Source organism: Bacteroides fluxus YIT 12057 (assembly GCF_000195635.1).
Taxonomy (GTDB): Bacteria; Bacteroidota; Bacteroidia; order Bacteroidales; family Bacteroidaceae; genus Bacteroides; species Bacteroides fluxus.
Map to the genome: position 1 here is coordinate 50,311 of NZ_GL882691.1, position 22,900 is coordinate 73,210.

Below are 22,900 nucleotides of genomic sequence, written 5' to 3' on the forward strand. Positions count from 1 at the left end.
GTGATAGTTACAGTTGGTTGAATTTGCTCATTGCGTTCGCCTTCACGTCATCGGCTATGTCTATGTAGGGCTTCATCGCCTTGTAGTCGCTGTGCCCCGTCCATTTCATCACCACTTGTGCGGGAATACCGAGCGCAAGCGCGTTGCAGATGAATGTCCGTCTTCCGGCATGGGTACCCAGCAGCGCGTATTTGGGCGTAATGGTGTCTATACGCTCGCTGCCTTTATAGTAGGTTTCGCTTACCGGTTCGCTGATTTCCGCAAGTTCCCCCAGTTCTTTCAGGTAGTTGTTCATCTTTTGGTTGCTGATGACCGGGAGCGCCTTGTGCCCTTCAAACTCCACGTCCTTGTATTTGTCAAGTATCGCCCTGCTGTGGTTGTTCAGTTCGATGACAAGGCGGTCAGCAGTCTTTACGGTGGTGATTTCTATATACCCGTCCCGAATGTCGCTCCGTTTGAGGTTGTACACGTCAGAATAGCGCAGCCCGCTGAAACAGCAGAACAGAAAGACGTCCCTTACCCGTTCGAGATATTGCTTGGTCGGGGGTATCTTGTAGTCTTTCAGCTTGTTCAGTTCTTCCCATGTGAGGAATATCACCTTCTTTTGGACGCTTTTCAGCTTCGGGTTGAAGCTCTCGTAGGCGTTGTTCATGCAGTACCCTTTCTTGGTGCACCACCGCAGGAACCATTTCAGATAGGCTATCTGCTTCATGGTGGACGTGTTGCGCAAGCCTTCCACGTCCTTGAGGAAATTCACGTAGCTTGTCAGCTTAGGTTCGTCCAGTGCCTCGAAAGTCAGTTCCTTGTCGAACTTCTCAAGGTGTTTCTTTACTGCGGCGAACTTCTCATAGGTGGCGTCAGACCAGCCGTTCTGTGTGCCGCACTCCCTGATGAACTCCCTGAATACCTCCATAGGTGCGAACGTCAGGGGCTTCCGTTGTTCCTCTTCCCTTTTTTCGCTGTGCAGGTTGTTGAAAGCCTCCTTCACTTGTGCGGTGGTCGGCATGGTTCCCTGAACTTCGAACTCCTTGAAGATGTTCTGTATCTCTGTGTAGTAGCGCAGCAGGTCGGTGTTGATTTCGGATGCGCTTTGTTTCAGTTTGTTGGTGCAGCCCGGCTTTACACGCTGCTTGTCGGCGTCCCATTTGGCTGCATCGATGCGGTAGCCCGTTGTAAACTCGATGCGCTGGCTGGCAAATATCACACGCATACGGATAGGCACATTCTCTACGATTGGTACGCCGTTCTTCTTACGGCTCTCCAAAGAAAAGATGATGTTTCTCTTGATATTCATATTCGGGTGTAATTAAATTAGCACCCAAATATACACCCAATTATTGAGATAGCAAAAGATTTTGAGTGATATTTTACGATATATATCAATTGTAATAAGCTGTTTATTAGTAAATAGTTACGAGTTTATGATATTTTGTAAAATCGTAGGTTAAAGTACCGTACGCACCGCGAAAGCAAATAGCAAATAAAGGCAAAGCTCTGAAATTCAAGGATTTCAGAGCTTTTTCTTTTTCTCCGTTTCGGCAAAAAATAGTAGTTTTAGGCAGTAAACAATAAAAATTATAAGCTATATGAAACAAAACATTTTTCTGTATTGCCTCGGTCTGTTCGTCCTTGCCTCTCAAAGGAGAAAATACGATGGTCTCCTCAGAGAAGAGCGCATTGTACAATGTTACCGGAACAACCATCACCATACGGGGTGACGGCAAACTGACAGCTAAGGGTGGGTATAACGTATTAAAAAAGGAAAATAAACAAAGAAAATGATAAGACGCATCCTGACATACTACGCCGAGCGGCTGGACGAATATCTCTCCCGGCTGCACCACCAGCCCGAAGGCTTGGCGGAAGTCGGATTCATCGGCAACAGTGCGGACGAAAGACTCTGCAAACTGATTGTCTCGCTGGTCAACATCGAACGCGAAACATCGGGAGGCATCTCATCCGGCATCAGCCGGAGCGGTACGGGCTATGTGCAGACTTATCCGCCGCTGCTGAGCCTTGACCTGATGCTTGCAGCCGTTTATGATGACAGGCAGTACGCCCAATCGCTGTCCGTACTGAATGAAACACTGCTTTTTGCCCAGTCACATCCCTTCTTCGAGCTGGACGGACAGCGATATACAGTGGAACTCGTAATGCTGTCAGCCCAAGATACCAACAACATTTGGACCACACTGAGCGGACAATATTATCCATCGGTGATGTGCAAATTGCGCCGGCTTGTAGTGGATGCAAATGAAGCCTCCGGCAGTGGAGGCATTGCCCGGGAACCGTCAGTCAATATATTAAAATAGAAAGGAGAAAACAGATGAGTCGATATATACCTATAGCCATCATACGCATCGAACACACTTACTACGATTCGTTTATGAACCGCAATGTGATTCTGGAGCCGACATCCGATACCCGAAAGCTGATGAGACAACGGGGAGTGATGTTCGTGCCCACCGGCACGAACGAATGGCAATGGGCGATGCCCGATGATGCGCCGGGCTTTATGGATGATGATGTGCTGGAGGTATCCATGAGAGTGAAAGATCCCTATTTCCTGCAACAGATAGAGAGCAAGGGGTATGAGCCGGGAAGCCTTTACCTTTTCAGCATAGAAAACGGTGTGGTGGAAGTGAATGCCGATTATGTCTGGAAAAAGGAAACGAAGGAACAAAGACTGAAAAACGAGTTCTGCCACATGAAACTGGAACCGGTAAAGTCGGCACCGGAGAGACTGCAAAGACTCCATACGAAGATGGAACAACTGGAAAAGGAAGGCGACGGGAAAGAAACCGGGAAGCGGTTGGAAGCCGTAAAGCAAGAAATCAAGGAGCTGCAGGAAATCTGTTGCCCGAAGTTCACCCTCCGGTTTTCTTCACCTGCATATTATTGGGAATATCTGTGCATATTTAAGGATGAAAATGACATGCGCGGAGAAAAACTCAGCCTGCGAACCAGCGGTGACAAAGTGGCTTTCGGGCTGCCGGAAAAGTACGAGAAAAAAGAACTGGGTACCAATGTCTGGAGAATTGTTTCTACAGAGCGGATCATGCTGAAAAAGCAGTACCAAGTTCCAATCCTGCTTTACATCGGTACGCGGGTAGAAAGCCGGTTCATCTCACCCCCGCAACCGGGAAAGTTCCTGTCGGACTCTCCGCATACATTGAGAGAGATATGCTATATTAACGGACAATAATTGAGATTTTGACAACAATAAGTCCGGGAGTGCCCACGGTGCAGATTGGAGGGTAGGAATTTGATAACAAAAATAATATAAAAAAGACAAGGATATGAACAAGATTGTATCAAATATGATTTTTGGGGCGGCACTTGGTGCTTACCTCCTGTACGCAGGACGATGAACCGGGTGGCGACATCCTGCCTGAAGGCAAGTACCCCTTGCAGATAAGCGGCATCACTCTCGGCGCGGAAGTGAGCGAACAGCTGTGGAGTGCCGATGCCCCGCAGACACGAGTGTCGGAAAGCAAGGATCGGAACAGCAGCGTATGGCAGGATGGTGACCGGATACGTGTCGGCATCAAGGGGTATGCGGATAATGACAGCCGGATATATGAAATTCAGGTTTCGGACAATAAGGAGATAACCGTATCCCCATCCACCGATGGTCCCATCTATTGGAAAGATAAACAGACAAGCAAGGTGCGTGCCCGGTATCCTGCCGATGGTAATGTGGATTTGAGCAAACAAACCAAAAGTAATGGCCTTGCCTACGCCCTCTATGCCGAAACTGAAAACGACGTGGATTACAACATGACTGACATTAACCTTCCTTTCAAGTGTTGATTGGGAATCTGGAACGTGCCCTCACAATCATATTTGTAATAATAGGCCAATACGAAGCGGTCGGTTTTATTATAGCGGCAAAGTCCATACTAAGATTCAAAGACACGGACACCGCAAAAACGGAGTATGTCCTTGCCGGGACATTCCTAAGTTTCGGCATAGCACTTCTCTGCGGACTGTTGGCGGCAAAATGAAATGGAAAACCTTAAAGAAAAATACGACACGCTTGTCAAGAAGTATGATACCTTGCTTGCCGAAAACGAAGAGTTGAAATCAATTCTTCTGCAACATGGTATTGCATATTCCGACAAGAAGATTTCAGATGAGACGTCTGTGTTCTCTTCCGTCATGTTCCCTCCTGTCAATTTCTCTCTACATGATAAAATTGAGTTGTTCCGTAATTTCTTTAGAGGGCGTGAGGATGCCTTTGCCCGAAGATGGTTCAGCAAGACAACCGAAAAGGGCGGTTATCAGCCGGTCTGTATCAACGAATGGCGCAGGGGTGTTTGTGACAAGAAAAAATACATATCCCTCCCATAGAATATCAGGACAGCATACGGACCGGTAGCAATCTACTGGCTGTATGCTGTTTTCTTTTTTTTATTGTACCGACTTTTCCGTATTCTCGGTCGCTCCTGGTTCACTCTTTGCACTCCTTTCTTTCAAAGTTTTTAATTCATCACAAAGTTAAATTTATTTTCGGCTACAAATCTAAGGTCAGTCGCTTGTTTTCGCTGCCATCGGCCTCCATTGTACAGACGTGAAAAGGAAAAGGTTTTCGGGCTGAAATCGCAGAGTTGCGGCAGAGGGAATTTGTCCCCAGTCGCATGGCTCTGCGTTTCATGTTTATATTTGTTGCTCTAAAATTTCTACAAAAGAAACTAAAATAAAAGCAAACCGTTATCCAACCAACTCAATTTCTATTTTCTATCTTTGCACTTTCTCAATAAATACAATCTAACAGTGAATACTAAAGGAACTGAAATCACGCAGCGTATCCGGCTGCTGTTATCCGAAATGAATCGTGGAGTCTATGAGAAAGAGACCGAGATAAGTTTGTCCTTACTGGCCGCTCTGGCAGGCGAGAGCATCCTGCTCCTGGGTCCTCCGGGAGTAGCTAAATCCATGGTGGCACGTCGGTTGAAAGAAGCTTTTGTCAATGCTGAGGCTTTTGAATATCTGATGTCCCGCTTTTCTACTCCCGATGAAATATTTGGTCCGGTAAGTATCAGCCGCCTTAAAGAGTCCGATAAATACGAACGGGTGACGGAGGGATACTTGCCCACGGCAGATGTCGTTTTTCTGGATGAAATATGGAAAGCAGGACCGGCTATACAGAATACGTTACTGACGGTGATCAATGAGAAACTTTTCCGCAATGGGGATAAAGAATTGAAACTGCCTTTGAAACTGTTGGTGGCGGCAAGTAATGAACTGCCTGCCCAGGGAGAAGGCTTGGAGGCTTTGTGGGACCGTTTCCTGATTCGTGTCATCTGTACGTGTGTCAAGGAAGAAGAAGAGTTTTATAAGATGCTTTTGGATGATGACAATGAACGGGAAAGAAGAAGTCTTGAAGGGCAGATTTCTGACGAGGAATATGCCGGATGGCAAAAAGAAATAGGCAAAGTCACGGTATCACCGGAAGTCTTGCCGTGCATCACGGCCATCCGTAAAGCCTTGACGAGTGTGGAGATGCAAGACACCGAAATACGTAGGAACATATATGTCAGTGACCGACGATGGAAGAATATTGTCCGGCTGTTGAAAGCTTCCGCTTTTATACATGGGCGTAAGGAAGTGTGTATCATAGATTTGCTTCCTATCTACCATTGTTTGTGGAGCGAGCCGGATGAATGTGCCGAAGTCCGTCAGATTGTTATCCGGGCCTTGTTCGTTCTTTATGTAAAAGAAATAGCTTCCATAACTACCTCTTTGAAATCCGATTTGAAGGTCAGCCGGGTACGGGAGGCGTTGGACAAGGCGCGATTGAACGGAGACCGCCGTGACGATGACCTTCTGATAACGGATCATTTTTATTATCAGGTGGAGAATCATGGTACAGGCAACACCTACATCTTCATTGTAGATTATAAGAATATGAAAGAATACCATCCCAAAGATACGCCTACCATAGGCGTGATGTACCTTGACCCCTTGAATCCGAAGCGGACGATTATCCGTGCCTTCTCCGACACCGGCCGGATGAAAGAGCAGAAAATGGAACGTGTCACGCTTTACCGGGACGACAGGCATCTTTATATAAACGGAGTACGTTTTCCGATGAGACGTCTGAAGAGGGGAGAGGAACAACAGCTATGCTTTGGAAATCTTTCTGTTACAGACAGGGACTATGAAACGGAATTGGAAACAGTTTCTGCCCGGATAGACAAGCTGGTGAAGGATCTGTCAGACAATATCTTTGTTTCTGAGGATGACAAGAAAAGTGTGAGTGAATATGCTGCTACCCTCCGCAAGGAGATAGCCTGGGCACGTGTTGATGTACGAAAGTTAAGATATGGCGATGAGTAGCGGCAGGTATGATTCGGGATTCTACGTGCAGGTGTTGGACAGGTATGTCGAAACCGGCGAATGTGCGGAAACGGATAGTGAACCGTTGTATGCCTATCTGCTTTCCGTGATGAACGAACCGATGGTCAGGCTCCAGGTATTGAATGATGAAATCTGTGCCCGGATCTTTTATGATACCATGGTCCAGTTTATTCAGTTGAATTTGGAAAAGGAAAAATATAATCTGCAGAAAAGCCAGTCGGAACGGAATGAGATGAGACTGGTGTTGGAATGGTCGGTACAGAAGCGTAAAGATGGTTGGCAGGCTTTGTTGCAGAAGATTGCCGACAAATATGCAGGTTATGGCTTTGAACAGCGTTTTTACCGGGGGCAGTTTGGCTGTGAAGGGAAGTATGCCGACGACGATGTCTGGGAAAAGATGGTGGATGATTGGGAAGAGGCTTTCCGCAGAAAACAGGAAGAGCAGAAAGAGAATGAAATAGAGTTGCGTAAAGATGCTTTGGAACGCAGACTTCAGGCTAATCTGAAAGAAATTCCGGAGTACCTCCGGCGGAATCATATAGAGAAGGATGAATTCATGCAGGCATGGGGGATGATGAGCGGGATGTGGAATACGATAGACTTTGAACGGATACGCAAGATTGTCCGTATCCAGAGAAATTATCCGGAGATTGTGAAAGTGGCGCATAAGATGGGGCGCATTGCCGATGACGAGGGAAAAGACCGGATACATGTCAAGGAGGGGGATACTTATCAATTGGAACATTCGTCCAGATGTGATATAATGGGGATTACCGTAGGAAATGATTTGAATGCATTGCTGCCTATGGAACTGGCGCACTGTGCCGATGATGATCTGGAAGATTTGTTTGTCTATAAGTATCTGACCCGTAAGCTTCAGACTTTCCGTTACAAATCAGAGATCATGCACCCTGCCCGGTGTCTGGAAACCAAGCTTGCCCGGCGCAAAGGGCCGATGATTGTCTGTCTGGACACCTCCGGCAGCATGGCGGGAAAGCCGGAAAAGATAGCGCATTCCTTATTGATAAAACTCTTGGAGATTGCCGACAGGCAGCAGCGCAACTGTTTCCTCATAGCCTTTTCCGTCTCTGTCAATCCCATTGATATCAGAAAGGACCGCGCACGTTTGCTCGAGTTTTTTTCAAAGACGGCTTGCGGGGATACGGATGCTACCTGTATGCTGAAAACAACTCTCCGGCTGCTCCGGTCTTCCAAAGACTATATGAATGCCGATGTCCTGTGGATTAGTGACTTTAAGATACCGTTACTGTCTCCGGCCTTAACAGGTAAGATACAGGAATACCGGGAGGCAGATACACATTTCTACGGCTTGCAACTGGGCATGGCTGAGAATGAATGGGCACCTTTCTTCGACCGTGTCTATAGGGTCGATTACACTCCCTCCCGGCATTATTGATGTTTCTTTAGAGTCGCTCTTGTTTCAAGTCTTCTACAAACCGGTCTATTTCCTGTAACTTTTTAGGAATATCTATACCTTGCGGGCAGTGTGGAGTGCATTGGTTGCACCCTGTGCAATGGCTTGCCTGGCGTAGCCGGGGTACACTGCGGTCATAGCCGATGAGGAATGCACGCCGTGCTTCCCGGTAGTTTTCGTCCTGGCTGCTTTGGGGGACATTGCCTTCGTTGATGCAACGGTTGTAGTGCAGCAGAATGGCGGGAATATCCAGCCCATAAGGACAAGGCATACAATATTTGCAGTCGTTACACGGAACAGTGGGGTATCTGAGCATCTTTTGTGCGGTATCTTCCAGTAAGGCAAGTTCTTCTTCCGTACAGGGTTCGAGCGGAGAAAAAGTGCGGAGATTATCTTGCAGATGCTCCATGTACGTCATTCCGCTCAGTACTGTCAGTACATTGGGGAATGTCCCGGCAAAGCGGAAAGCCCAGGACGCCACACTGTCTTGCGGACGGCGCTGCTTCAGGCGCGCCATCAGATGGTCATTCAGTTTGGAGAGCCGTCCGCCAAGCAACGGCTCCATGATGACGGCGGGGATGCCGCGTTTTACCAGTTCGCCGTACAGGTATTCGGCATCCGTGTTGCGGGTATTTACTTCCTTGGCATGCTTCCAATCCACGTAATTGAGTTGGATTTGCACAAAATCCCATTTCAGTTCGTCGTGCCGGGAGAGTAGGTAATCAAAAACTTCGATGTCACCGTGGTATGAGAAACCAAGGTTGCGGATGCGCCCGGCTTCGCGTTCTTTCAGAAGAAAATCCAGCATGCCGTTGTCCAGATAGCGGCTGTGGAGGGCTTCCATGCCGCCCATGCCGATACCGTGCAGTAGCAGGTAGTCCAGGTAATCTACCTGTAGGTCACGGAAAGAACGGTGATACATGGCAAGCGATTCTTCCTGGCTATGGGTACTGGGGCTGAAATTGGACAATTTGGTTGCCAGAAAGAATTTTTCACGCGGGTGGCGTTTCAGTGCAATTCCTGTGGCACGTTCCGACAGACCTTGTACGTATGCCGGGGAAGTATCAAAATAGTTCACTCCGTGTGCAATGGCATAGTCTATCAGTTCGTTTACTGCTTCTTGGTCTATCTCGTCTCCGCTACCGTCGGATTTGGTGCGGGTGGGCCAGCGCATACATCCGTATCCCAGCAGGGAGACTTTGTCACCCGTCGTAGGATTGGTGCGATATACCATCTTGTCAGTAGGTATTTCACCGAGTGCAGCCGCTTCACTGCCGGAGTTCGGTTTCCTGCTGGAACAGCCATATAATGCAGCGGCAGAAGCAAACGTACCGGCACCGGCAATTTTTAAGAAATCCCGGCGGTTTATCTTATCCTTATGATTCTTTTCCATGGTTATCTTATCTACTTTTATGATGCTGTTTTGGGATATGTCATACTGTCCTGTGCATCTTGTGTCCTTCCACATAAATTGCACTGAATGGTCTTGACGGGCAAAGATTTTCGCATGCTCCGCAACCTATGCAGCGTTCGGTATTCACTACGGGAATTTTGATGGACTGCTCGTTCTTTGGATTGGAAGGTACCATTTGTATGGCACCGGCGGGACAATGCCGTGCGCAGTTTCCGCAATCCACATGATCGGTCACACAGATGCAGTTCTCTTTAATCCAGACCGCATGCCCTATCTGGATAGCCGATTTGTCTGCTTTCGTGATAGGATGTATGGCGCCTGCCGGACAAACTTCTGAACATTTGGTACATTCGGGGCGGCAATATCCACGTTCATAGGACATTTCAGGTTGCATGAGTTTCATCAGATTCCCCGAAGGGCGAAGCACTTGGTTGGGGCATACCGATACACAAAGCTGGCATGCCGTACAGTGCTGTGCGAAATTGCGTGCACTTAATGAGCCCGGAGGAGTGATCTGTACGGCACGTTCGGGAATTTTTTTTTCCTCGATAACGGCGAGTCCTCCGTCCACCTTCTTTTCCTGTGCCTTTACGGCTGCCGTGGCTGCCAGCAGGGCTGTGGTGGAAAGGAAAGCGCGGCGGGTATCATTGATTTGCTCTGCAGTGACGGATGTACCTTTTGCAGTAGTTGGTTCCGGATTCGGTCTGCGCCGTGTATAAGTGATGGCACCCTGTCTGCATTTATTAATACAATCCATGCAGGCCACGCAACGGCTATAGTCTATTTCGTGTGCTTTGGAGTCGATGCATGAAGCTTTGCAGTTGCGGGCACAAAGTCCGCAACCGTTGCACTTCGCAGTGTCTATCACTGGTTTGAAGAGGGAATATTTGGACAGAAAACCAAGGACGGTACCCACCGGACAGATGGTGTTACAATAGGTACGTCCTCCACGTGCGGCAAGTATTATGAGGATAACAGCTGTCATCCCGGCAATGGCGAGAGTAGGAAGACTCTTTATCCATATCTCTGTTTCATAGAATGCATAACTGCCGGCGCGTTCCGCCAGATAGGCCAGACCATTGTTTGCCCATTGGTAAACCGGTGCGAAAAATCCTGAAGCTATACGTCCATATGCGCTGTAAGGCGCCAGCAAGGCAACAAAAGAACCTAATCCGCCGATGATGGCAAGCAGGAATATGCCAAGCATACAGTAACGCAACCATGTCAGTGCAGGTGAGTAGCGGAAACGGTTCTTCTTCCGTTTCCCCGACAGCCAGGAAATAATGTCTTGAAATACACCGAGCGGGCAAATTACGGAACAATAGACGCGTCCGCATACCAGGGTCAAGATTACCAGCAAGAGGATGATACCTATATTTAGTCCCAGCACAGCCGGCAGGAATTGTATCTTTGCCATCCAGCCGAACCAAGTATGCAATGCTCCCGTAAAATCCAAGAACAGCAACGTGATGAGTACAAAGAAAACGATGGCCAATGTCAGTCTGATAGTACGTAGCATAATAAGTACAGTTTGAGTTTTATGTCCTATATTCCCTTACCCATTTCGTATGCCTCTTTCATGGCAGGTTTGTCGTTGATTTCGCCTGCTTTCCATGCACCTACGCCATAGATAACGCCGCATTCTTTGGGGGTTTCCAGGCAATCGAGGAACCCACGGAAACCATCGATGGTACGTTCCATCATGGGGACACTCTCTTCGGCAGCCGCAACGATGAAATAAAACTCTTTGTTCTTTATTTCAAGATAACGGGCACAGCAACGGTCAATCAGTGTTTTCATCTGGGCACTCATGGTGTAGAAATATACGGGGGTTGCCATGACAATGACATCTGAGGTAATCATCTTTTCCACTACTTCGTTGGCGTCATCCTTCTGTGGGCAAGGTTTATTGTACATGCTGCAAACGCTACATCCGGTGCAGTAATTGATGTGCTTGTCTTTCAGGAATATCTTTTCAACCTGATTTCCTGCTTCTTGTGCACCGTGCATAAATTCATCGCACAGAGTGTCGGAGTTTCCGTTCCGGCGGGGACTGGAGGAGAGAATCAATACTTTTTTAGCCATAATACGTCTTTATTTGTTAGGTTTCTTACTGAATTATGTTGTGTTATCGGCACTAGCCGTTTTCCTGTTGCAAAAATACAGAGTTTGAATCTGAGTTCTTGTATATGAATTACAGATATTTTTACCAATTTTACAGATAAGTTGTTTCAGTATGGTGAGGTTATCACGCCAAGATTTCCTTATCCGGATAGGTATGGCTAAGGTCTTTGATAATGATGCTCATCTGGAATGTTTGTCTTTACTTGGATATTCTCATCGGTGACACTTATTAAGTTAGCGGGTGCAAAGACAGCATTCCTTTTTTATTCCATGGCAGATGCATTGAAAGAAAGTGGTAGCAATGCTCCCACATTTTTTAATTCATAGATACCCTTTTGGCCGAATAATAAGATGCGCATAGGATGTTTGAAACGGTTCTCTGTTTCCATCATAACCTGGCGGCAGGCACCGCAAGGAGGAATGGGGTCTTCTAGGTATTCTCCCCGTTCGTTACGGGCGGCTATGGCAAGTGTATCTACAGCCTGGTCGGGATAGCGGGAATTGGCATAGAACAGGGTAGTGCGTTCTGCGCAAAGTCCGGACGGGTATGCGGCATTTTCCTGGTTGCTTCCAGTGACAATGGTCTTGTCTGCTAGGCGGGCGGCTGCACCTACCGAAAAGTGGGAGTAGGGGGCATAGCTCCGTTGGGTTGCTTCGCAGGCGGCATTCACCAGCTCTCGATCTTCACGGTTCAGTTCTTCATACTCGTATATCTTGAGGGTAATCCGGATGTTCAGCTCTTTCATGGGGTAAAGAATTATATGATGATTAATGTCACAAAGATAGAAAAGATTATGTAAAGTTGGAAGGTAAAGGCATAAAAAAGGAGTTAATCGTTTATTTTGGCTCTTTTTTGTTTCTCCATTTTTGGGCTTTTAATGGTTTGTAATTATTTGATTATCAGATATGTAAAAAGGGCTACACCATTTGCCCCGGATGGCTACACCCTTTTATGCTTAGGGCTACACCATCCGGGCGGAAGGGTGTAGCCCTTTCGTCCGTTTGCTGACGGTGGCAAAATCAGTACCTTTCCGTGTCTCTGCCTATCCCGCCAGCAGCTTTTCCCTTACTATGGAGGTGTGCGCTACCGTATTTCTTTTTCTTCTGCTCTGTTTATCAGATTGATAGGACTTTCTTCTCAGTTGGTTCTTGTTGACTTTTGTCTTTTTCTAATGGACTCCATTGTCTAAATAGTTTATGAATTTAATAAATATTTATTGGTTAAAAGATTTAAATATTATAAAAATGGAGTGGAAAACAGAAATTGTTAGAGGATAAAAAGAGAAATAGTTTTGTAAGTGGCTGTAGGGTAATGGATTATGACGTTTTTTAAACGTACGTTTAATGGACGCCTATTTTATGGCATTGGAAGATTGCCCTATGAGGCTAAAAATAAAAACTTATTAACTGATTATAGGTGTATGCTATTTTGTTGTGAATCAAAATAATATAGGTAAATCTGGATATGCTTTGAAATATTTATCATCAAATATTTTGTCAATACAAAAAACGCCTTTATCTTTGCGTCCATTAAACGTACGTCTATTGAACGCTTTTATTTATCTAATCTTCTTGTTCATAGTACGTTATACATGCTCGAATGATACAATCGGTTTGAAAGGGAGAAATGTCTCGTTCAAACCGCGAAGCGCACCCGGAACTAAAGTAATATCCTTGATTTTATTCATAACAAGTGATTGATACACAGAAATATTGGTTTGCAGCCCGTACCCGTGACAAGCAAGAATTTGCAATCCGAAATTCTCTTGAAAAGCTAAAAGTGGAAGAAAATCTGGATATTGACTGCTATCTTCCTACCCGGAGCGTAATAACCCAGTTGAAGTATCGCCGGAAGCGGAGTGAAGTGCCTGTCATTCGCAACTTGATTTTTGTCCGTGCCACGAAACAGACAGCCTGTGACCTTTCCAATGTCTATGGTGTGCAGCTTTTCTACATGAAAGACCTTTTTTCCCATTCCATGCTTGTTGTCCCCAATAAGCAGATGGAGGATTTCATGTTTGTCATGGACTTGAATCCTGACGGGGTGAGTTTCGACAACGAGCCTCTTGTTGTCGGTCATAAGGTCAAGGTTGTTAAAGGTGATTTCTGTGGAATTGAGGGTGAAGTTGCTACAGAAGCCAACAAAACTTATGTGGTCATTCGTATTAAAGGCATTTTGTCCGCCAGTGTCAAAGTGCCCAAATCCTATCTGAAGATAATTAAATAGTATCTGTCACTTTAATACCAGTGAATTAAGCAGGTTAATTTTATCCATAATACTCTGTTATCCTGAGCTTGTTGCAGGATCTTCTTCCTTTCTGTAATTTAAAAAACTTAATATACAATGAATTCCTTATTATTACGTGCTTTGGAACTTCAAGAAGCAGCTCATAAGCTTATGCATCTTGGTACAGACGGTACCCCCATTTACTCAGATGATTTTAGCCGACTGAACAAGGAACTGCTTCTGAAATCCGATTCTCTCTATTCTTTCAAAGGTTCTGATATCGATGAAGAAGCCCATCTTTGTCTTGCCCTTTTGATGGGTTATAACGCCACTATTTATGATAATGGGGACAAGGAGCAAAAGAAACAAGCAGTTATAGAACGTATTTGTGAGGTATTGGAACAACTTCCGGCTTCTCTTCTTAAAGTCCGTCTGTTGACTTATTGTTATGGGGAGGTTTATGAAGAATCCATGCTTCAGGAAGCGCATTCTATTATTGATAGTTGGGATAAGAATACACTGACTTTCGATCAGATGGAGATTATTGGAGAACTGAAGAATATAGAAGAGAATCCTTATCCGTTTGAGGAAGTTTAGTAATATATATCATTACGTAGAGTTTTAATATTTACAATTATAATCAATGAAAAATTTTGTATTAATCGGAGCAGCGGGTTACATTGCTCCCCGTCATTTGCGTGCCATTAAGGACACCGGAAACCGCTTGGTTGCGGCTTATGACACATTTGACAGTGTCGGTATTATGGATAGCTTTTTTCCGGAAGCTTCTTTTTTTGTAGAACATGAATTATTTGATCGTCATTGTACAAAATTGAAAGGTACTGACAAACAAGTTGATTATGTATCTATTTGTACCCCTAATTATCTTCATGATGCACACATGCGCTATGGGTTGCGTTTGGGGGCTGATGTGATTTGTGAAAAGCCTTTGGTCTTGAATCCTTGGAATGTGGATGCCTTGGAAGAAGTGGAGAAAGAAACCGGACACCATATTTATACAATACTTCAACTTCGTCTGCACCAGTCTATTATTGATTTGAAGAAGAAGATAGAGAATGGCCCTAAGGACAAAATTTATGATGTGGACTTGACGTATATAACTTCACGTGGTAACTGGTACTATACAAGCTGGAAAGGAGATGTACATAAGAGTGGGGGAATCGCGACCAATATCGGCGTGCATTTTTATGATATGCTTTCATGGGTATTTGGTCCTGTAAATAAGAATATAGTACATGTATATACACACGACCGTGCAGCAGGCTATCTGGAGTTGGAAAGAGCGCGTGTCCGTTATTTTTTGAGCATTAACTCTGATAATCTTCCTGAAAATGCAGTACAAGGAGAGAAGCTTACTTATCGCACAATCAATATTGATGGTGAAGAATTTGAATTCAGCAAAGGTTTTACGGAATTGCACACTGAAAGCTATAAGGATATTCTTGCCGGTAAAGGTTTTGGTATTGAGGATGCGCGTAATGCAATCAATATCGTGTATGATATTCGTCATGCAGACCCCATCGGTTTGAAAGGTGACTACCATCCTTTGGCAAAACTGCCTTTAGCAAAACATCCATTTGGGTGGTAAATGATTCTTGCTGTAGAATTAAATGATTATGGATATGAAACTTCAAATGGTTGACCTTCATGGCCAATATTTAAAGATAAAAGAAGAAGTGGATGCAGGTATTCGGCAAGTCATTGAAGCTTCTGCTTTTATCAATGGTCCTCAAGTGAAGGAGTTTGCTTCCAATCTGGCAACATACTCTGGCTGTAAACATGTAATAACTTGCGGCAATGGTACGGATGCTCTTCAAATAGCATTGATGGCTTTAGGTTTAAAGCCGGGTGATGAGGTTATAGTACCTGCATTCACGTATGTTGCCTCTGCGGAGGTGATTGGGCTTTTGGGCTTGACTCCTGTTATGGTGGATGTGGATTATGCTACTTTTAATGTAACTGTTGCCAATTTGGAAAAGGCGGTCAGTCCAAAAACAAAGGCTGTTATTCCGGTGCATCTTTTTGGCCAGTCTTGCGATATGGAGCCTATCATGCAATTTGCAGAAAAACACCACTTGTATGTTGTGGAAGACAATGCACAAGCTATTGGTGCCGTATATACTTTTTCTGATGGAACCAAGAAGCATACCGGTACTATCGGTCATGTAGGATGTACTTCTTTCTTTCCTTCAAAGAACTTAGGCTGCTACGGTGACGGGGGAGCCATATTTACCAATGATGATGCATTGGCCGAACAACTTCGTATGATAGCCAATCATGGCCAGCGGATAAAATATCATCATGCGGTTATCGGATGCAATTCACGTCTGGATACTGTTCAGGCAGCTGTCTTGAATGCTAAATTGGAACATCTGGATGAGTATTGCCATGCCCGTTATGAAGCGGCCCGGTATTACACTTCTCATTTGAAGGATGTGCAAGGTATTATCACACCGGATGAATTGCCTCAGAGCACTCATGTCTATCATCAATATACTTTAAAAGTATTGAATGGCAAGCGTGACGCTTTGAAGCAACATTTGGCAGATTCCGGCATTCCCAGTATGATTTATTATCCGTTGCCTTTACAGCAGCAGGAAGCTTTTCAGGGAATAACACGCGCTGCGGAGTCTTTGGATAATGCCGAAAAGTTGGCATATTCAGTTCTTTCCCTTCCTGTTCATACCGAACTGACTGCTGAGCAGCAGGATTTGGTCATTAATAGCATAAAAGATTTCTTTAAATAAATATCTATGCAAGATTTTTTTGCTCATGAAACAGCAACCATTGATGATGGTTGCCGGATTGGTGCGGGTACAAAGATATGGCACTATAGTCATATCATGTCCGGATGTGTGCTTGGAGAAAGATGCAATATCGGCCAGAATGTGGTAATTTCTCCGGATGTGGTATTGGGAAATAATGTAAAGGTTCAAAATAACGTGTCGGTATATACCGGTGTAACGTGTGAAGATGATGTTTTCTTAGGCCCTTCTTGTGTCTTTACCAATGTTACCAATCCTCGCAGTGCTATCAATCGTAAGTCCGAGTATGCCAAAACCCATGTTGGCAAAGGTGCCACTATTGGTGCCAATGCTACCATAGTTTGTGGACACGATATTGGCAGATATGCATTTATCGGTGCCGGTGCGGTAGTTACTAAAACTGTTCCTGCTTATGCTTTATTGGTTGGAAATCCTGCACGTCAGATTGGTTGGATGAGTGAATACGGGCATAGGCTGGACTTTGATAAAGAGGGGGTTGCAGTCTGTCCGGAGAGTAAGGAACGTTATCAGTTGAAAGAAAGTAAATTGGTTAAACTTTAATTTCTAATTCTTTAATTTTAATTCTATTCTGAAAGTTATGTATAATAAGTTAGTAAATAAAGAGGCTAAACTGGCATTGGTCGGTTTAGGTTATGTCGGTTTGCCCATCGCTCTGGAATTTGCAAAGAAGATTTCGGTAATTGGTTTTGATATCAATGAGTCACGTTTGGCAAAGATGCGCGAGGGGATTGATCCTTGTGGGGAACTGGATGGTTCAGCCTTTGAAAATGTGGATATAGAGTTCACGTCTTCTATCGAAAAGCTGAAAGAAGCTTCTTTTTTCATAGTAGCGGTTCCTACTCCTATTGATAAATACAATAAACCAGATTTGACTCCGTTGTTAGGTGCTTCCCGTTCAGTGGCTAAGGCGTTGAAGCCGGGTGATTATGTTGTCTATGAATCTACAGTCTATCCAGGATGTACGGAAGACGATTGCCTCCCTATTTTGGAGGAGGTAAGTGGCTTAAAAGCCGGTATAGACTTTAAATACGGTTATTCTCCGGAGCGTATCAATCCGGGAGAAAAGGTGCATACATTACCCAATACAATCAAGATCGTTTCCGGTTGTGATCCTGAAGCTTTGGATGTTGTTGCTAAAGTATATGAACTTGTTGTAAAGCCGGGTGTTCATCGTGCGCCGAATGTAAAAGTCGCTGAAGCAGCGAAGATTATTGAGAATACCCAGCGTGATGTCAATATTGCTTTGATGAATGAGCTTTCCATTATTTTCAGTCGTATAGGTATCAATACGTACGATGTGTTGGAAGCTGCCGGAACTAAATGGAATTTCTTGAAGTTCTATCCGGGTCTGGTTGGAGGACACTGTATCGGTGTTGACCCTTATTATTTGGTTCAGAAAGCCAGCGAGTTGAAATATCATTGCCAGATTATCAGTGCAGGTCGTTATATTAACGATAGTATGGGCGGATATATTGCTAAGAAACTTGTAAAGCGTTTGATATCATTGGGCAAAGGCGTGCTTGGTGCCCGTGTTCTTGTGATGGGGGTTACATTTAAAGAGAATGTAGCAGATATCCGTAATTCAAAAGTTGTTGATATTATTAATGAACTGAAGGACTTTGGTTGCGATGTAGATGTGGTTGACCCGTATGCGGATAGCGACGAAGTGCAAAAAGAATACGGTTTCCACTTGGTGGAAAAGCCGCGAGATAATTATGATGCTGTGGTTGTGGCTGTGGCCCATGATGAATACAAAAACTTGGATGATAAATACTTCAAAGGTATGACGTATGATCATGCGGTGCTTGTAGATATCAAAGGAATGTATAGAGATAAAATTCATAGTTTGAAATATTGGAGTCTATAAAAAAGAATTTATGATAACAAATAAGAAAATTTTTATTACAGGTGGTGCTGGTTTTATAGCAAACCGTTTAATTTCATTACTGGTTGACAATAATAAAATTGTTGTATATGATAATTTTCATAGAGATACTTTAAGCTATACTGAATATGCTAATCATCCTAATCTATCGGTAGTAAAAGGAGATGTGTTGGATTATGCGTTATTGGAAAAAAGTATGGCAGGAGCAAATATTGTAGTGCATGCGGCTGCTATTGCTGGGATAGATACTGTCATAAAGAGTCCGACAAATACAATGCGTGTTAATATGATTGGTACAGCTAATGTTTTGGAAGCTGCCAGAGTAAATAATGTATCCGATCGGGTAATTGACTTTTCAACTTCGGAAGTTTTTGGGAGCCATGCTTTTAAATCAACGGAGGACACAGAAACTGTAGCAGGTAGTGCGGGGGAAGCTCGTTGGACTTACGCTGTAAGTAAATTAGCTGGTGAACATTTAGCAATGGCTTATTATAAAGAGTTTAATTTGCCGGTATGTTCTGTACGTCCTTTTAATGTATATGGTCCAGGACAAACAGGAGAAGGAGCTATTCAGATTTTTATTAAGAGGGCGTTGAAAAATGAAGATATCTATATTTATGGAGATGGAAACCAAATTCGTGCTTGGTGTTTCGTTGATGATTTTGTTGCCTGTCTTCAGAAATGTATTGAAGATTCCAAAGCCATAGGAGAATCTTTTAATATTGGAAATTCAAGAGCAGTGCTGACAACTTATGGGTTAGCTCAAACAGTATGTAGAGTACTTGGCTCTTCAAGTAAAATAATCTTTAAACCGGCATTGTCAGCCGATATTGAATTAAGAATACCTTCTGTTGAGAAAGCTTTTGAAAAATTGGGATTTAAAGCTCAGGTTAATGTTGAGGAAGGTATTCTAAAAACAGCAGAATGGATAAAAAATAATTTGTAATGATAAAGCTATCTAAACCCTATATTACCGATCAATGCATTAGTAACGTTGTTGAAGTATTACGCTCAGGCAATTTAGTACAAGGGCAATTTGTAAACCAACTTGAGAATGATGTAAAATCATATTTAGGAGTGAAACACGCTTTTGCAGTTTCGAGTGGCACGGCCGCTTTACATTTAGCGTTGATAGCATTGGGTATTGGCCCGGGAGATGAAGTCATTGTCCCGGCTTTTACATTTCCTGCTACGGCTAATGTTGTGGAGTTAGTAGGTGCTACAACAGTTTTAGTTGACATCAATTTAGATGATTTTTGTATTGATACATCTAAGATAGAGCAGGCTATTACCCCTAAAACAAAGGCAATAATGCCTGTTCATGAGTTTGGGCAGGCTGCTAAAATGGATGATATCATTCAGTTGGCTCAGAAGTACAATTTGAATATCGTAGAAGATGCAGCGTGTGCTTTAGGAGCAGAATTTGGTTCAAAAAAAGTGGGTACTTTTGGAGAGTTAGGGTGCTTTAGTTTGCATCCAAGAAAAGCAATTACGTCAGGTGAAGGTGGAATATTAGTTACTAATAAAGATGACATTGCTGAAAAAGTTGCTATGTATAGGAATCATGGTATTGTATATAAGGATTCAAAATTAGACTTTGAAGTAGCTGGTCTTAATTATAGATTGACTGACTTTCAGGCGGCATTGTGCATTCCACAATTAGAAATGCTTACTGAATTAATTGAATGTCGGATAAAGCAGGCTAATTTTTATAATGATTTTTTAGGGTGTACTTCTAATATAAAAACGCCGGTTGTTTTTGATAATCGCAAGATGGTTTTTCAAACTTATCACATATTATTGTCTGATGATATAAATCGAGATTTGTTGATAGCTACTTTAAAAGAACATGAAATAGAAGTTAATTTTGGTGCGCAGGCTTTAAATGCTTTAAAGTATTATTCAAATAAATATAGTTATAAATATTCGGATTGTCCTAATGCATTTAGAGCTAGAGTACAAGGATTGGCATTACCTTTGGGAATGCATTTAAATGATGCAGATATCAAGTATATTTCAAGTACAATAAAAAAGGTGTTATGCAAATATTAGTAACAGGAGCTGGTGGATTAATAGGTGCTGAAATTGTAAATTTACTAAAAAAAAACGGTTATAAAATTACAGCTCTTGTTCGAAAAATGGGAGCGATAGATGCTGATTGTACTTACATTTTAGGTGATTTGCTGAAACAAACATTGGATGAACTATTAGGGGATTTTGCTCCGGATGTTATCGTTCATTGTGCTGCTGAGATTCCAGCTTCAGGGAAGAGCGATTCTGAAGTTGGAGTTCATAATAGATTGATAGATGATAATGTACTTAATTGGGCTTTAAAGAAGAAAATTCGGGTCATATATATATCTAGTATTAGTGTTTATGGATATATAACAGGGCAAACTTGTCATGAAGAAGATGTATCTTCTGTTTTAACAGATTATGCCAGAAATAAAATAGCAACAGAAAAAGCTGTTTTATCACGGGACGATGTCAATGTATGTTTGAGGATTTCTTCTCCATATGGAAGATTGCAAAAGCACAATACTGTGATGAAGATATTTGTTCGGAATGCAATAACCGGCAATAATCTTTTGGTTTATGGAGAAGGAAACCGTATGCAAGACTTTATTCATGTATATGATATTGCTCGGGCAGTCAAACTTGCTATAGAAAAACAAGTTAGTGGAGTTTATAATATTGTTTCAGGGGCTCCTATATCTATGATTGATTTAGCTCATAAAGTCACTCTTTTATTGAATCAATCTATTGATATAAAATATTCCTCTCTGCAGGATTTGCAAGAGGATTATAGAGGATTTTTCTCTAATGAGAAAGCAAGGCTTGCTTTAGGATGGTCTCCTGTAGTAACTTTGGATGAAGGTATTTTTGATTTAGCTAAAGGAATAAATGAAGATAGTAGTAATATCTGATATACATTCAAATATTGATTATTTAAGGAAATGTATGTTTTTCATCCAAAAGGAAAGACCAGATAAGATAATCTGTCTAGGTGATATTGTAGGCTATTTTGATCAACCCAAACAGGTGTTTGATTTTTTAATGAATAAACATGTTCACTGCTTATGTGGCAATCATGAAGCAATGCTGTTGGACAGATTGCTAATAGATGAAAAAAAGGAAGAGATATATCAGATAAAAAAACAACGTAACTTGTTTACATCAGATGAGATATCGATAATTTCTACATGGCTACCATTTTACACACTTTTTACTGATAATATTAAGATTCTATGTGTTCATGGAACTCCATGGAATCCTCTTTTAGGATACGGTTATAAGGATAGCCAATCAATTCTAAATTATGTTTCTCATGATTTCGATTATGTTTTTATGGGACATACCCATCATCCATATATAATGCAACAATCTTGTGGAACACTTGTAAATGTGGGGTCATGTGGGTTACCAAGGGATATCGGCAATATGCCTAGCTATTCTTTGTTGAACACCCAAACAAAAGAATGCTATATTAAACGTGTTTGTATAGATATAGACGAATGTTGTTTTGATAAAACAAGGATACATTCGTCGGTTATTGAATGCTTAAAAAGAAAATAAAATGAATGATGTTAGAATATTTGTAACAGGTGTTGGAGGTGGCGGAGGTGGAGAGCAGATTTTAAAAGCTCTACGCTTATCATTGTTGAATTATTACATTGTAGGAGGAGATATTACTCCCTATTCAAAAGGATTGTATATGGTTGATAAAGCATATATATTACCTCCTGCCTTATCTTCTGATTATCTGGATGTTTTGTTAAATATATGTACAAAAGAGAATATACAAGCTCTTTTTACAGGTAGTGAACCGGAGTTGAAAATAGTAAGCAAAAATCGATGTCTATTTGAAAATATTGGAGTTAAACTATTTATAAATCCGGAATCTGTCATTGATATATGTTTGGATAAGTTTCAGACTATGAATTGGTTTAAGGATAATGGCTTTTCTTTTCCTAAAACCATAACGGTAAACTGTTTTGATGATTTGGAGTTGGTGGATTTCTTTCCGGTAGTGTTGAAACCATCTGTCGGTGGTGGTGGCTCTACTAATACTTTTATTGCTCAGGATAGAAAAGAATTAGATTTATTTGCATCTTATTTATTGCATATTTACTCTCAATTTATTATTCAAGAATATGTAGGTAATGCAAATGGAGAATATACTGTGGGGGTCTTAAGCGATATGGAGGGTAATTTGATAAATTCTATTGCTGTGAAAAAGAATATTCTTGGAGGTTTAAGCAATCGGTTGAAAGTCAAAAGTAAATTTAATGATGAGCTTTTGGTAATTAGTAATGGTATATCTCAAGGGGAAATTGGCAAATTCCCTATTGTCACACAACAGTGTGAACTTGTGGCTCAAAAATTAGGGAGTACTAGTGCAATTAATATACAATGTCGTTTGGTTGATGATAAATGTTATATTTTTGAAATTAATCCAAGATTTTCAGGGACAACCTCCTTGCGTGCAATGGTTGGCTATAATGAGCCGGATGTATTGATACGTAAATATATTTTAGGAGAACATATTACTCCTAATTTCCCATATAAAGAAGGGTATATTTCTCGTGGTTTAGATGAGTTGTTTATTACCCCCTCTATGGCAGATAAGGTTAACCGTATGTGA

Annotated in this window: 22 protein-coding genes and 1 pseudogene; 18 read left to right on the forward strand and 5 right to left on the reverse strand. The window is 42.7% G+C overall.

The window, feature by feature from the left end; all coding sequences use genetic code 11:
• Positions 1–7 precede the first annotated feature (7 nt).
• A complete protein-coding gene (locus tag HMPREF9446_RS15500; protein WP_009126677.1) occupies positions 8–1,294 on the reverse strand; it encodes a site-specific integrase in 1,287 nt (428 codons plus the stop codon).
• 292 nt (positions 1,295–1,586) lie between these two features.
• Between HMPREF9446_RS15500 and HMPREF9446_RS19330 the strand changes: the two genes are divergently transcribed.
• The 7 genes and pseudogenes from HMPREF9446_RS19330 to HMPREF9446_RS15540 all read left to right on the forward strand — a co-directional run bounded on the left by HMPREF9446_RS19330 (position 1,587) and on the right by HMPREF9446_RS15540 (position 7,780).
• Positions 1,587–1,718 carry a hypothetical protein gene (locus HMPREF9446_RS19330; RefSeq protein WP_262360208.1) on the forward strand — a complete coding sequence of 44 codons (132 nt, stop codon included), beginning with the start codon at positions 1,587–1,589 and terminating at the stop codon, positions 1,716–1,718.
• A gap of 60 nt (positions 1,719–1,778) precedes the next feature.
• Complete coding sequence (locus HMPREF9446_RS15510; protein ID WP_009126679.1) at positions 1,779–2,312, forward strand: Pvc16 family protein; 534 nt, start codon at positions 1,779–1,781, stop codon at positions 2,310–2,312.
• Positions 2,313–2,326: 14 nt separating this feature from the next.
• Entirely contained in the window at positions 2,327–3,205 is an 879-nt protein-coding gene (locus HMPREF9446_RS15515; protein WP_039969798.1) for a hypothetical protein, read from the forward strand.
• 122 nt (positions 3,206–3,327) lie between these two features.
• Positions 3,328–3,813, forward strand: coding sequence for a fimbrillin family protein (locus tag HMPREF9446_RS15520; protein WP_148345848.1), 486 nt, complete (start codon positions 3,328–3,330; stop codon positions 3,811–3,813).
• 195 nt (positions 3,814–4,008) lie between these two features.
• Positions 4,009–4,338 (forward strand): annotated as a pseudogene (locus HMPREF9446_RS15530) (TOTE conflict system archaeo-eukaryotic primase domain-containing protein); the annotation flags it as partial.
• Positions 4,339–4,776: 438 nt separating this feature from the next.
• Positions 4,777–6,342 carry an AAA family ATPase gene (locus HMPREF9446_RS15535; RefSeq protein WP_009126685.1) on the forward strand — a complete coding sequence of 522 codons (1,566 nt, stop codon included), beginning with the start codon at positions 4,777–4,779 and terminating at the stop codon, positions 6,340–6,342.
• Positions 6,329–7,780 carry a vWA domain-containing protein gene (locus tag HMPREF9446_RS15540; RefSeq protein WP_009126686.1) on the forward strand — a complete coding sequence of 484 codons (1,452 nt, stop codon included), beginning with the start codon at positions 6,329–6,331 and terminating at the stop codon, positions 7,778–7,780. The genes HMPREF9446_RS15535 and HMPREF9446_RS15540 overlap by 14 nt, the downstream gene beginning before the upstream one ends.
• Positions 7,781–7,787: 7 nt before the next feature.
• Here the strand turns inward: HMPREF9446_RS15540 and HMPREF9446_RS15545 are convergent, their stop codons facing one another.
• The 4 genes from HMPREF9446_RS15545 to cdd form a co-directional block, all read right to left on the reverse strand.
• Positions 7,788–9,191, reverse strand: coding sequence for an aldo/keto reductase (locus tag HMPREF9446_RS15545; RefSeq protein WP_039969834.1), 1,404 nt, complete (start codon positions 9,189–9,191; stop codon positions 7,788–7,790).
• Between the two features lie 40 nt (positions 9,192–9,231).
• Entirely contained in the window at positions 9,232–10,731 is a 1,500-nt protein-coding gene (locus HMPREF9446_RS15550) for a 4Fe-4S binding protein (RefSeq protein WP_009126688.1), read from the reverse strand.
• 26 nt (positions 10,732–10,757) lie between these two features.
• Positions 10,758–11,297: a flavodoxin family protein gene (locus HMPREF9446_RS15555; RefSeq protein WP_009126689.1), complete on the reverse strand. Its 540-nt coding sequence runs from the start codon at positions 11,295–11,297 to the stop codon at positions 10,758–10,760.
• 302 nt (positions 11,298–11,599) lie between these two features.
• Complete coding sequence (cdd, locus tag HMPREF9446_RS15560) at positions 11,600–12,109, reverse strand: cytidine deaminase (protein WP_262360212.1); 510 nt, start codon at positions 12,107–12,109, stop codon at positions 11,600–11,602.
• Positions 12,110–13,029: 920 nt separating this feature from the next.
• On the opposite strand from cdd, the gene HMPREF9446_RS15565 reads away from it, so the two are divergent.
• The 11 genes from HMPREF9446_RS15565 to HMPREF9446_RS15615 all read left to right on the forward strand — a co-directional run bounded on the left by HMPREF9446_RS15565 (position 13,030) and on the right by HMPREF9446_RS15615 (position 22,900).
• The gene (locus HMPREF9446_RS15565; protein WP_009126692.1) at positions 13,030–13,563 is read left to right on the forward strand and encodes a UpxY family transcription antiterminator; all 534 of its coding nucleotides are present in this window, start codon (positions 13,030–13,032) and stop codon (positions 13,561–13,563) included.
• 117 nt (positions 13,564–13,680) lie between these two features.
• The gene (locus tag HMPREF9446_RS15570; protein WP_009126694.1) at positions 13,681–14,160 is read left to right on the forward strand and encodes a UpxZ family transcription anti-terminator antagonist; all 480 of its coding nucleotides are present in this window, start codon (positions 13,681–13,683) and stop codon (positions 14,158–14,160) included.
• A 46-nt stretch (positions 14,161–14,206) separates the two neighbouring features.
• The gene (locus tag HMPREF9446_RS15575; RefSeq protein WP_009126695.1) at positions 14,207–15,172 is read left to right on the forward strand and encodes a Gfo/Idh/MocA family oxidoreductase; all 966 of its coding nucleotides are present in this window, start codon (positions 14,207–14,209) and stop codon (positions 15,170–15,172) included.
• Between the two features lie 22 nt (positions 15,173–15,194).
• On the forward strand, positions 15,195–16,331 hold the full coding sequence (locus HMPREF9446_RS15580) for a DegT/DnrJ/EryC1/StrS family aminotransferase (RefSeq protein WP_009126696.1): 1,137 nt from the start codon (positions 15,195–15,197) through the stop codon (positions 16,329–16,331).
• 6 nt (positions 16,332–16,337) lie between these two features.
• Positions 16,338–16,910: an acyltransferase gene (locus HMPREF9446_RS15585; protein WP_009126697.1), complete on the forward strand. Its 573-nt coding sequence runs from the start codon at positions 16,338–16,340 to the stop codon at positions 16,908–16,910.
• Between the two features lie 37 nt (positions 16,911–16,947).
• Complete coding sequence (locus HMPREF9446_RS15590) at positions 16,948–18,237, forward strand: nucleotide sugar dehydrogenase (RefSeq protein ID WP_009126698.1); 1,290 nt, start codon at positions 16,948–16,950, stop codon at positions 18,235–18,237.
• 10 nt (positions 18,238–18,247) lie between these two features.
• Complete coding sequence (locus HMPREF9446_RS15595; RefSeq protein WP_009126699.1) at positions 18,248–19,201, forward strand: NAD-dependent epimerase/dehydratase family protein; 954 nt, start codon at positions 18,248–18,250, stop codon at positions 19,199–19,201.
• Entirely contained in the window at positions 19,201–20,307 is a 1,107-nt protein-coding gene (locus HMPREF9446_RS15600; protein ID WP_009126700.1) for a DegT/DnrJ/EryC1/StrS family aminotransferase, read from the forward strand. Before HMPREF9446_RS15595 ends, HMPREF9446_RS15600 begins: the two co-directional genes overlap by 1 nt.
• Positions 20,295–21,182, forward strand: coding sequence for an NAD-dependent epimerase/dehydratase family protein (locus HMPREF9446_RS15605; RefSeq protein ID WP_009126701.1), 888 nt, complete (start codon positions 20,295–20,297; stop codon positions 21,180–21,182). The genes HMPREF9446_RS15600 and HMPREF9446_RS15605 overlap by 13 nt, the downstream gene beginning before the upstream one ends.
• Positions 21,160–21,831, forward strand: a complete 672-nt coding sequence (locus tag HMPREF9446_RS15610; RefSeq protein ID WP_009126702.1) for a metallophosphoesterase family protein — start codon at positions 21,160–21,162, stop codon at positions 21,829–21,831. The genes HMPREF9446_RS15605 and HMPREF9446_RS15610 overlap by 23 nt, the downstream gene beginning before the upstream one ends.
• Position 21,832: 1 nt before the next feature.
• The gene (locus tag HMPREF9446_RS15615; RefSeq protein WP_009126703.1) at positions 21,833–22,900 is read left to right on the forward strand and encodes an ATP-grasp domain-containing protein; all 1,068 of its coding nucleotides are present in this window, start codon (positions 21,833–21,835) and stop codon (positions 22,898–22,900) included.

Bases quoted from the DNA above. Each gene is read 5' to 3' on its own strand.
- HMPREF9446_RS15500 (WP_009126677.1), bottom strand. From the start codon at position 1,294: ATGAATATCAAGAGAAACATCATCTTTTCTTTGGAGAGCCGTAAGAAG.
- HMPREF9446_RS19330 (WP_262360208.1), top strand. From the start codon at position 1,587: ATGAAACAAAACATTTTTCTGTATTGCCTCGGTCTGTTCGTCCTTGCC.
- HMPREF9446_RS15510 (WP_009126679.1), top strand. From the start codon at position 1,779: ATGATAAGACGCATCCTGACATACTACGCCGAGCGGCTGGACGAATAT.
- HMPREF9446_RS15515 (WP_039969798.1), top strand. From the start codon at position 2,327: ATGAGTCGATATATACCTATAGCCATCATACGCATCGAACACACTTAC.
- HMPREF9446_RS15540 (WP_009126686.1), top strand. From the start codon at position 6,329: ATGGCGATGAGTAGCGGCAGGTATGATTCGGGATTCTACGTGCAGGTG.
- HMPREF9446_RS15545 (WP_039969834.1), bottom strand. From the start codon at position 9,191: ATGGAAAAGAATCATAAGGATAAGATAAACCGCCGGGATTTCTTAAAA.
- HMPREF9446_RS15550 (WP_009126688.1), bottom strand. From the start codon at position 10,731: ATGCTACGTACTATCAGACTGACATTGGCCATCGTTTTCTTTGTACTC.
- HMPREF9446_RS15555 (WP_009126689.1), bottom strand. From the start codon at position 11,297: ATGGCTAAAAAAGTATTGATTCTCTCCTCCAGTCCCCGCCGGAACGGA.
- HMPREF9446_RS15570 (WP_009126694.1), top strand. From the start codon at position 13,681: ATGAATTCCTTATTATTACGTGCTTTGGAACTTCAAGAAGCAGCTCAT.
- HMPREF9446_RS15575 (WP_009126695.1), top strand. From the start codon at position 14,207: ATGAAAAATTTTGTATTAATCGGAGCAGCGGGTTACATTGCTCCCCGT.
- HMPREF9446_RS15580 (WP_009126696.1), top strand. From the start codon at position 15,195: ATGATTATGGATATGAAACTTCAAATGGTTGACCTTCATGGCCAATAT.
- HMPREF9446_RS15585 (WP_009126697.1), top strand. From the start codon at position 16,338: ATGCAAGATTTTTTTGCTCATGAAACAGCAACCATTGATGATGGTTGC.
- HMPREF9446_RS15590 (WP_009126698.1), top strand. From the start codon at position 16,948: ATGTATAATAAGTTAGTAAATAAAGAGGCTAAACTGGCATTGGTCGGT.
- HMPREF9446_RS15595 (WP_009126699.1), top strand. From the start codon at position 18,248: ATGATAACAAATAAGAAAATTTTTATTACAGGTGGTGCTGGTTTTATA.
- HMPREF9446_RS15600 (WP_009126700.1), top strand. From the start codon at position 19,201: ATGATAAAGCTATCTAAACCCTATATTACCGATCAATGCATTAGTAAC.
- HMPREF9446_RS15605 (WP_009126701.1), top strand. From the start codon at position 20,295: ATGCAAATATTAGTAACAGGAGCTGGTGGATTAATAGGTGCTGAAATT.
- HMPREF9446_RS15610 (WP_009126702.1), top strand. From the start codon at position 21,160: ATGAAGATAGTAGTAATATCTGATATACATTCAAATATTGATTATTTA.
- HMPREF9446_RS15615 (WP_009126703.1), top strand. From the start codon at position 21,833: ATGAATGATGTTAGAATATTTGTAACAGGTGTTGGAGGTGGCGGAGGT.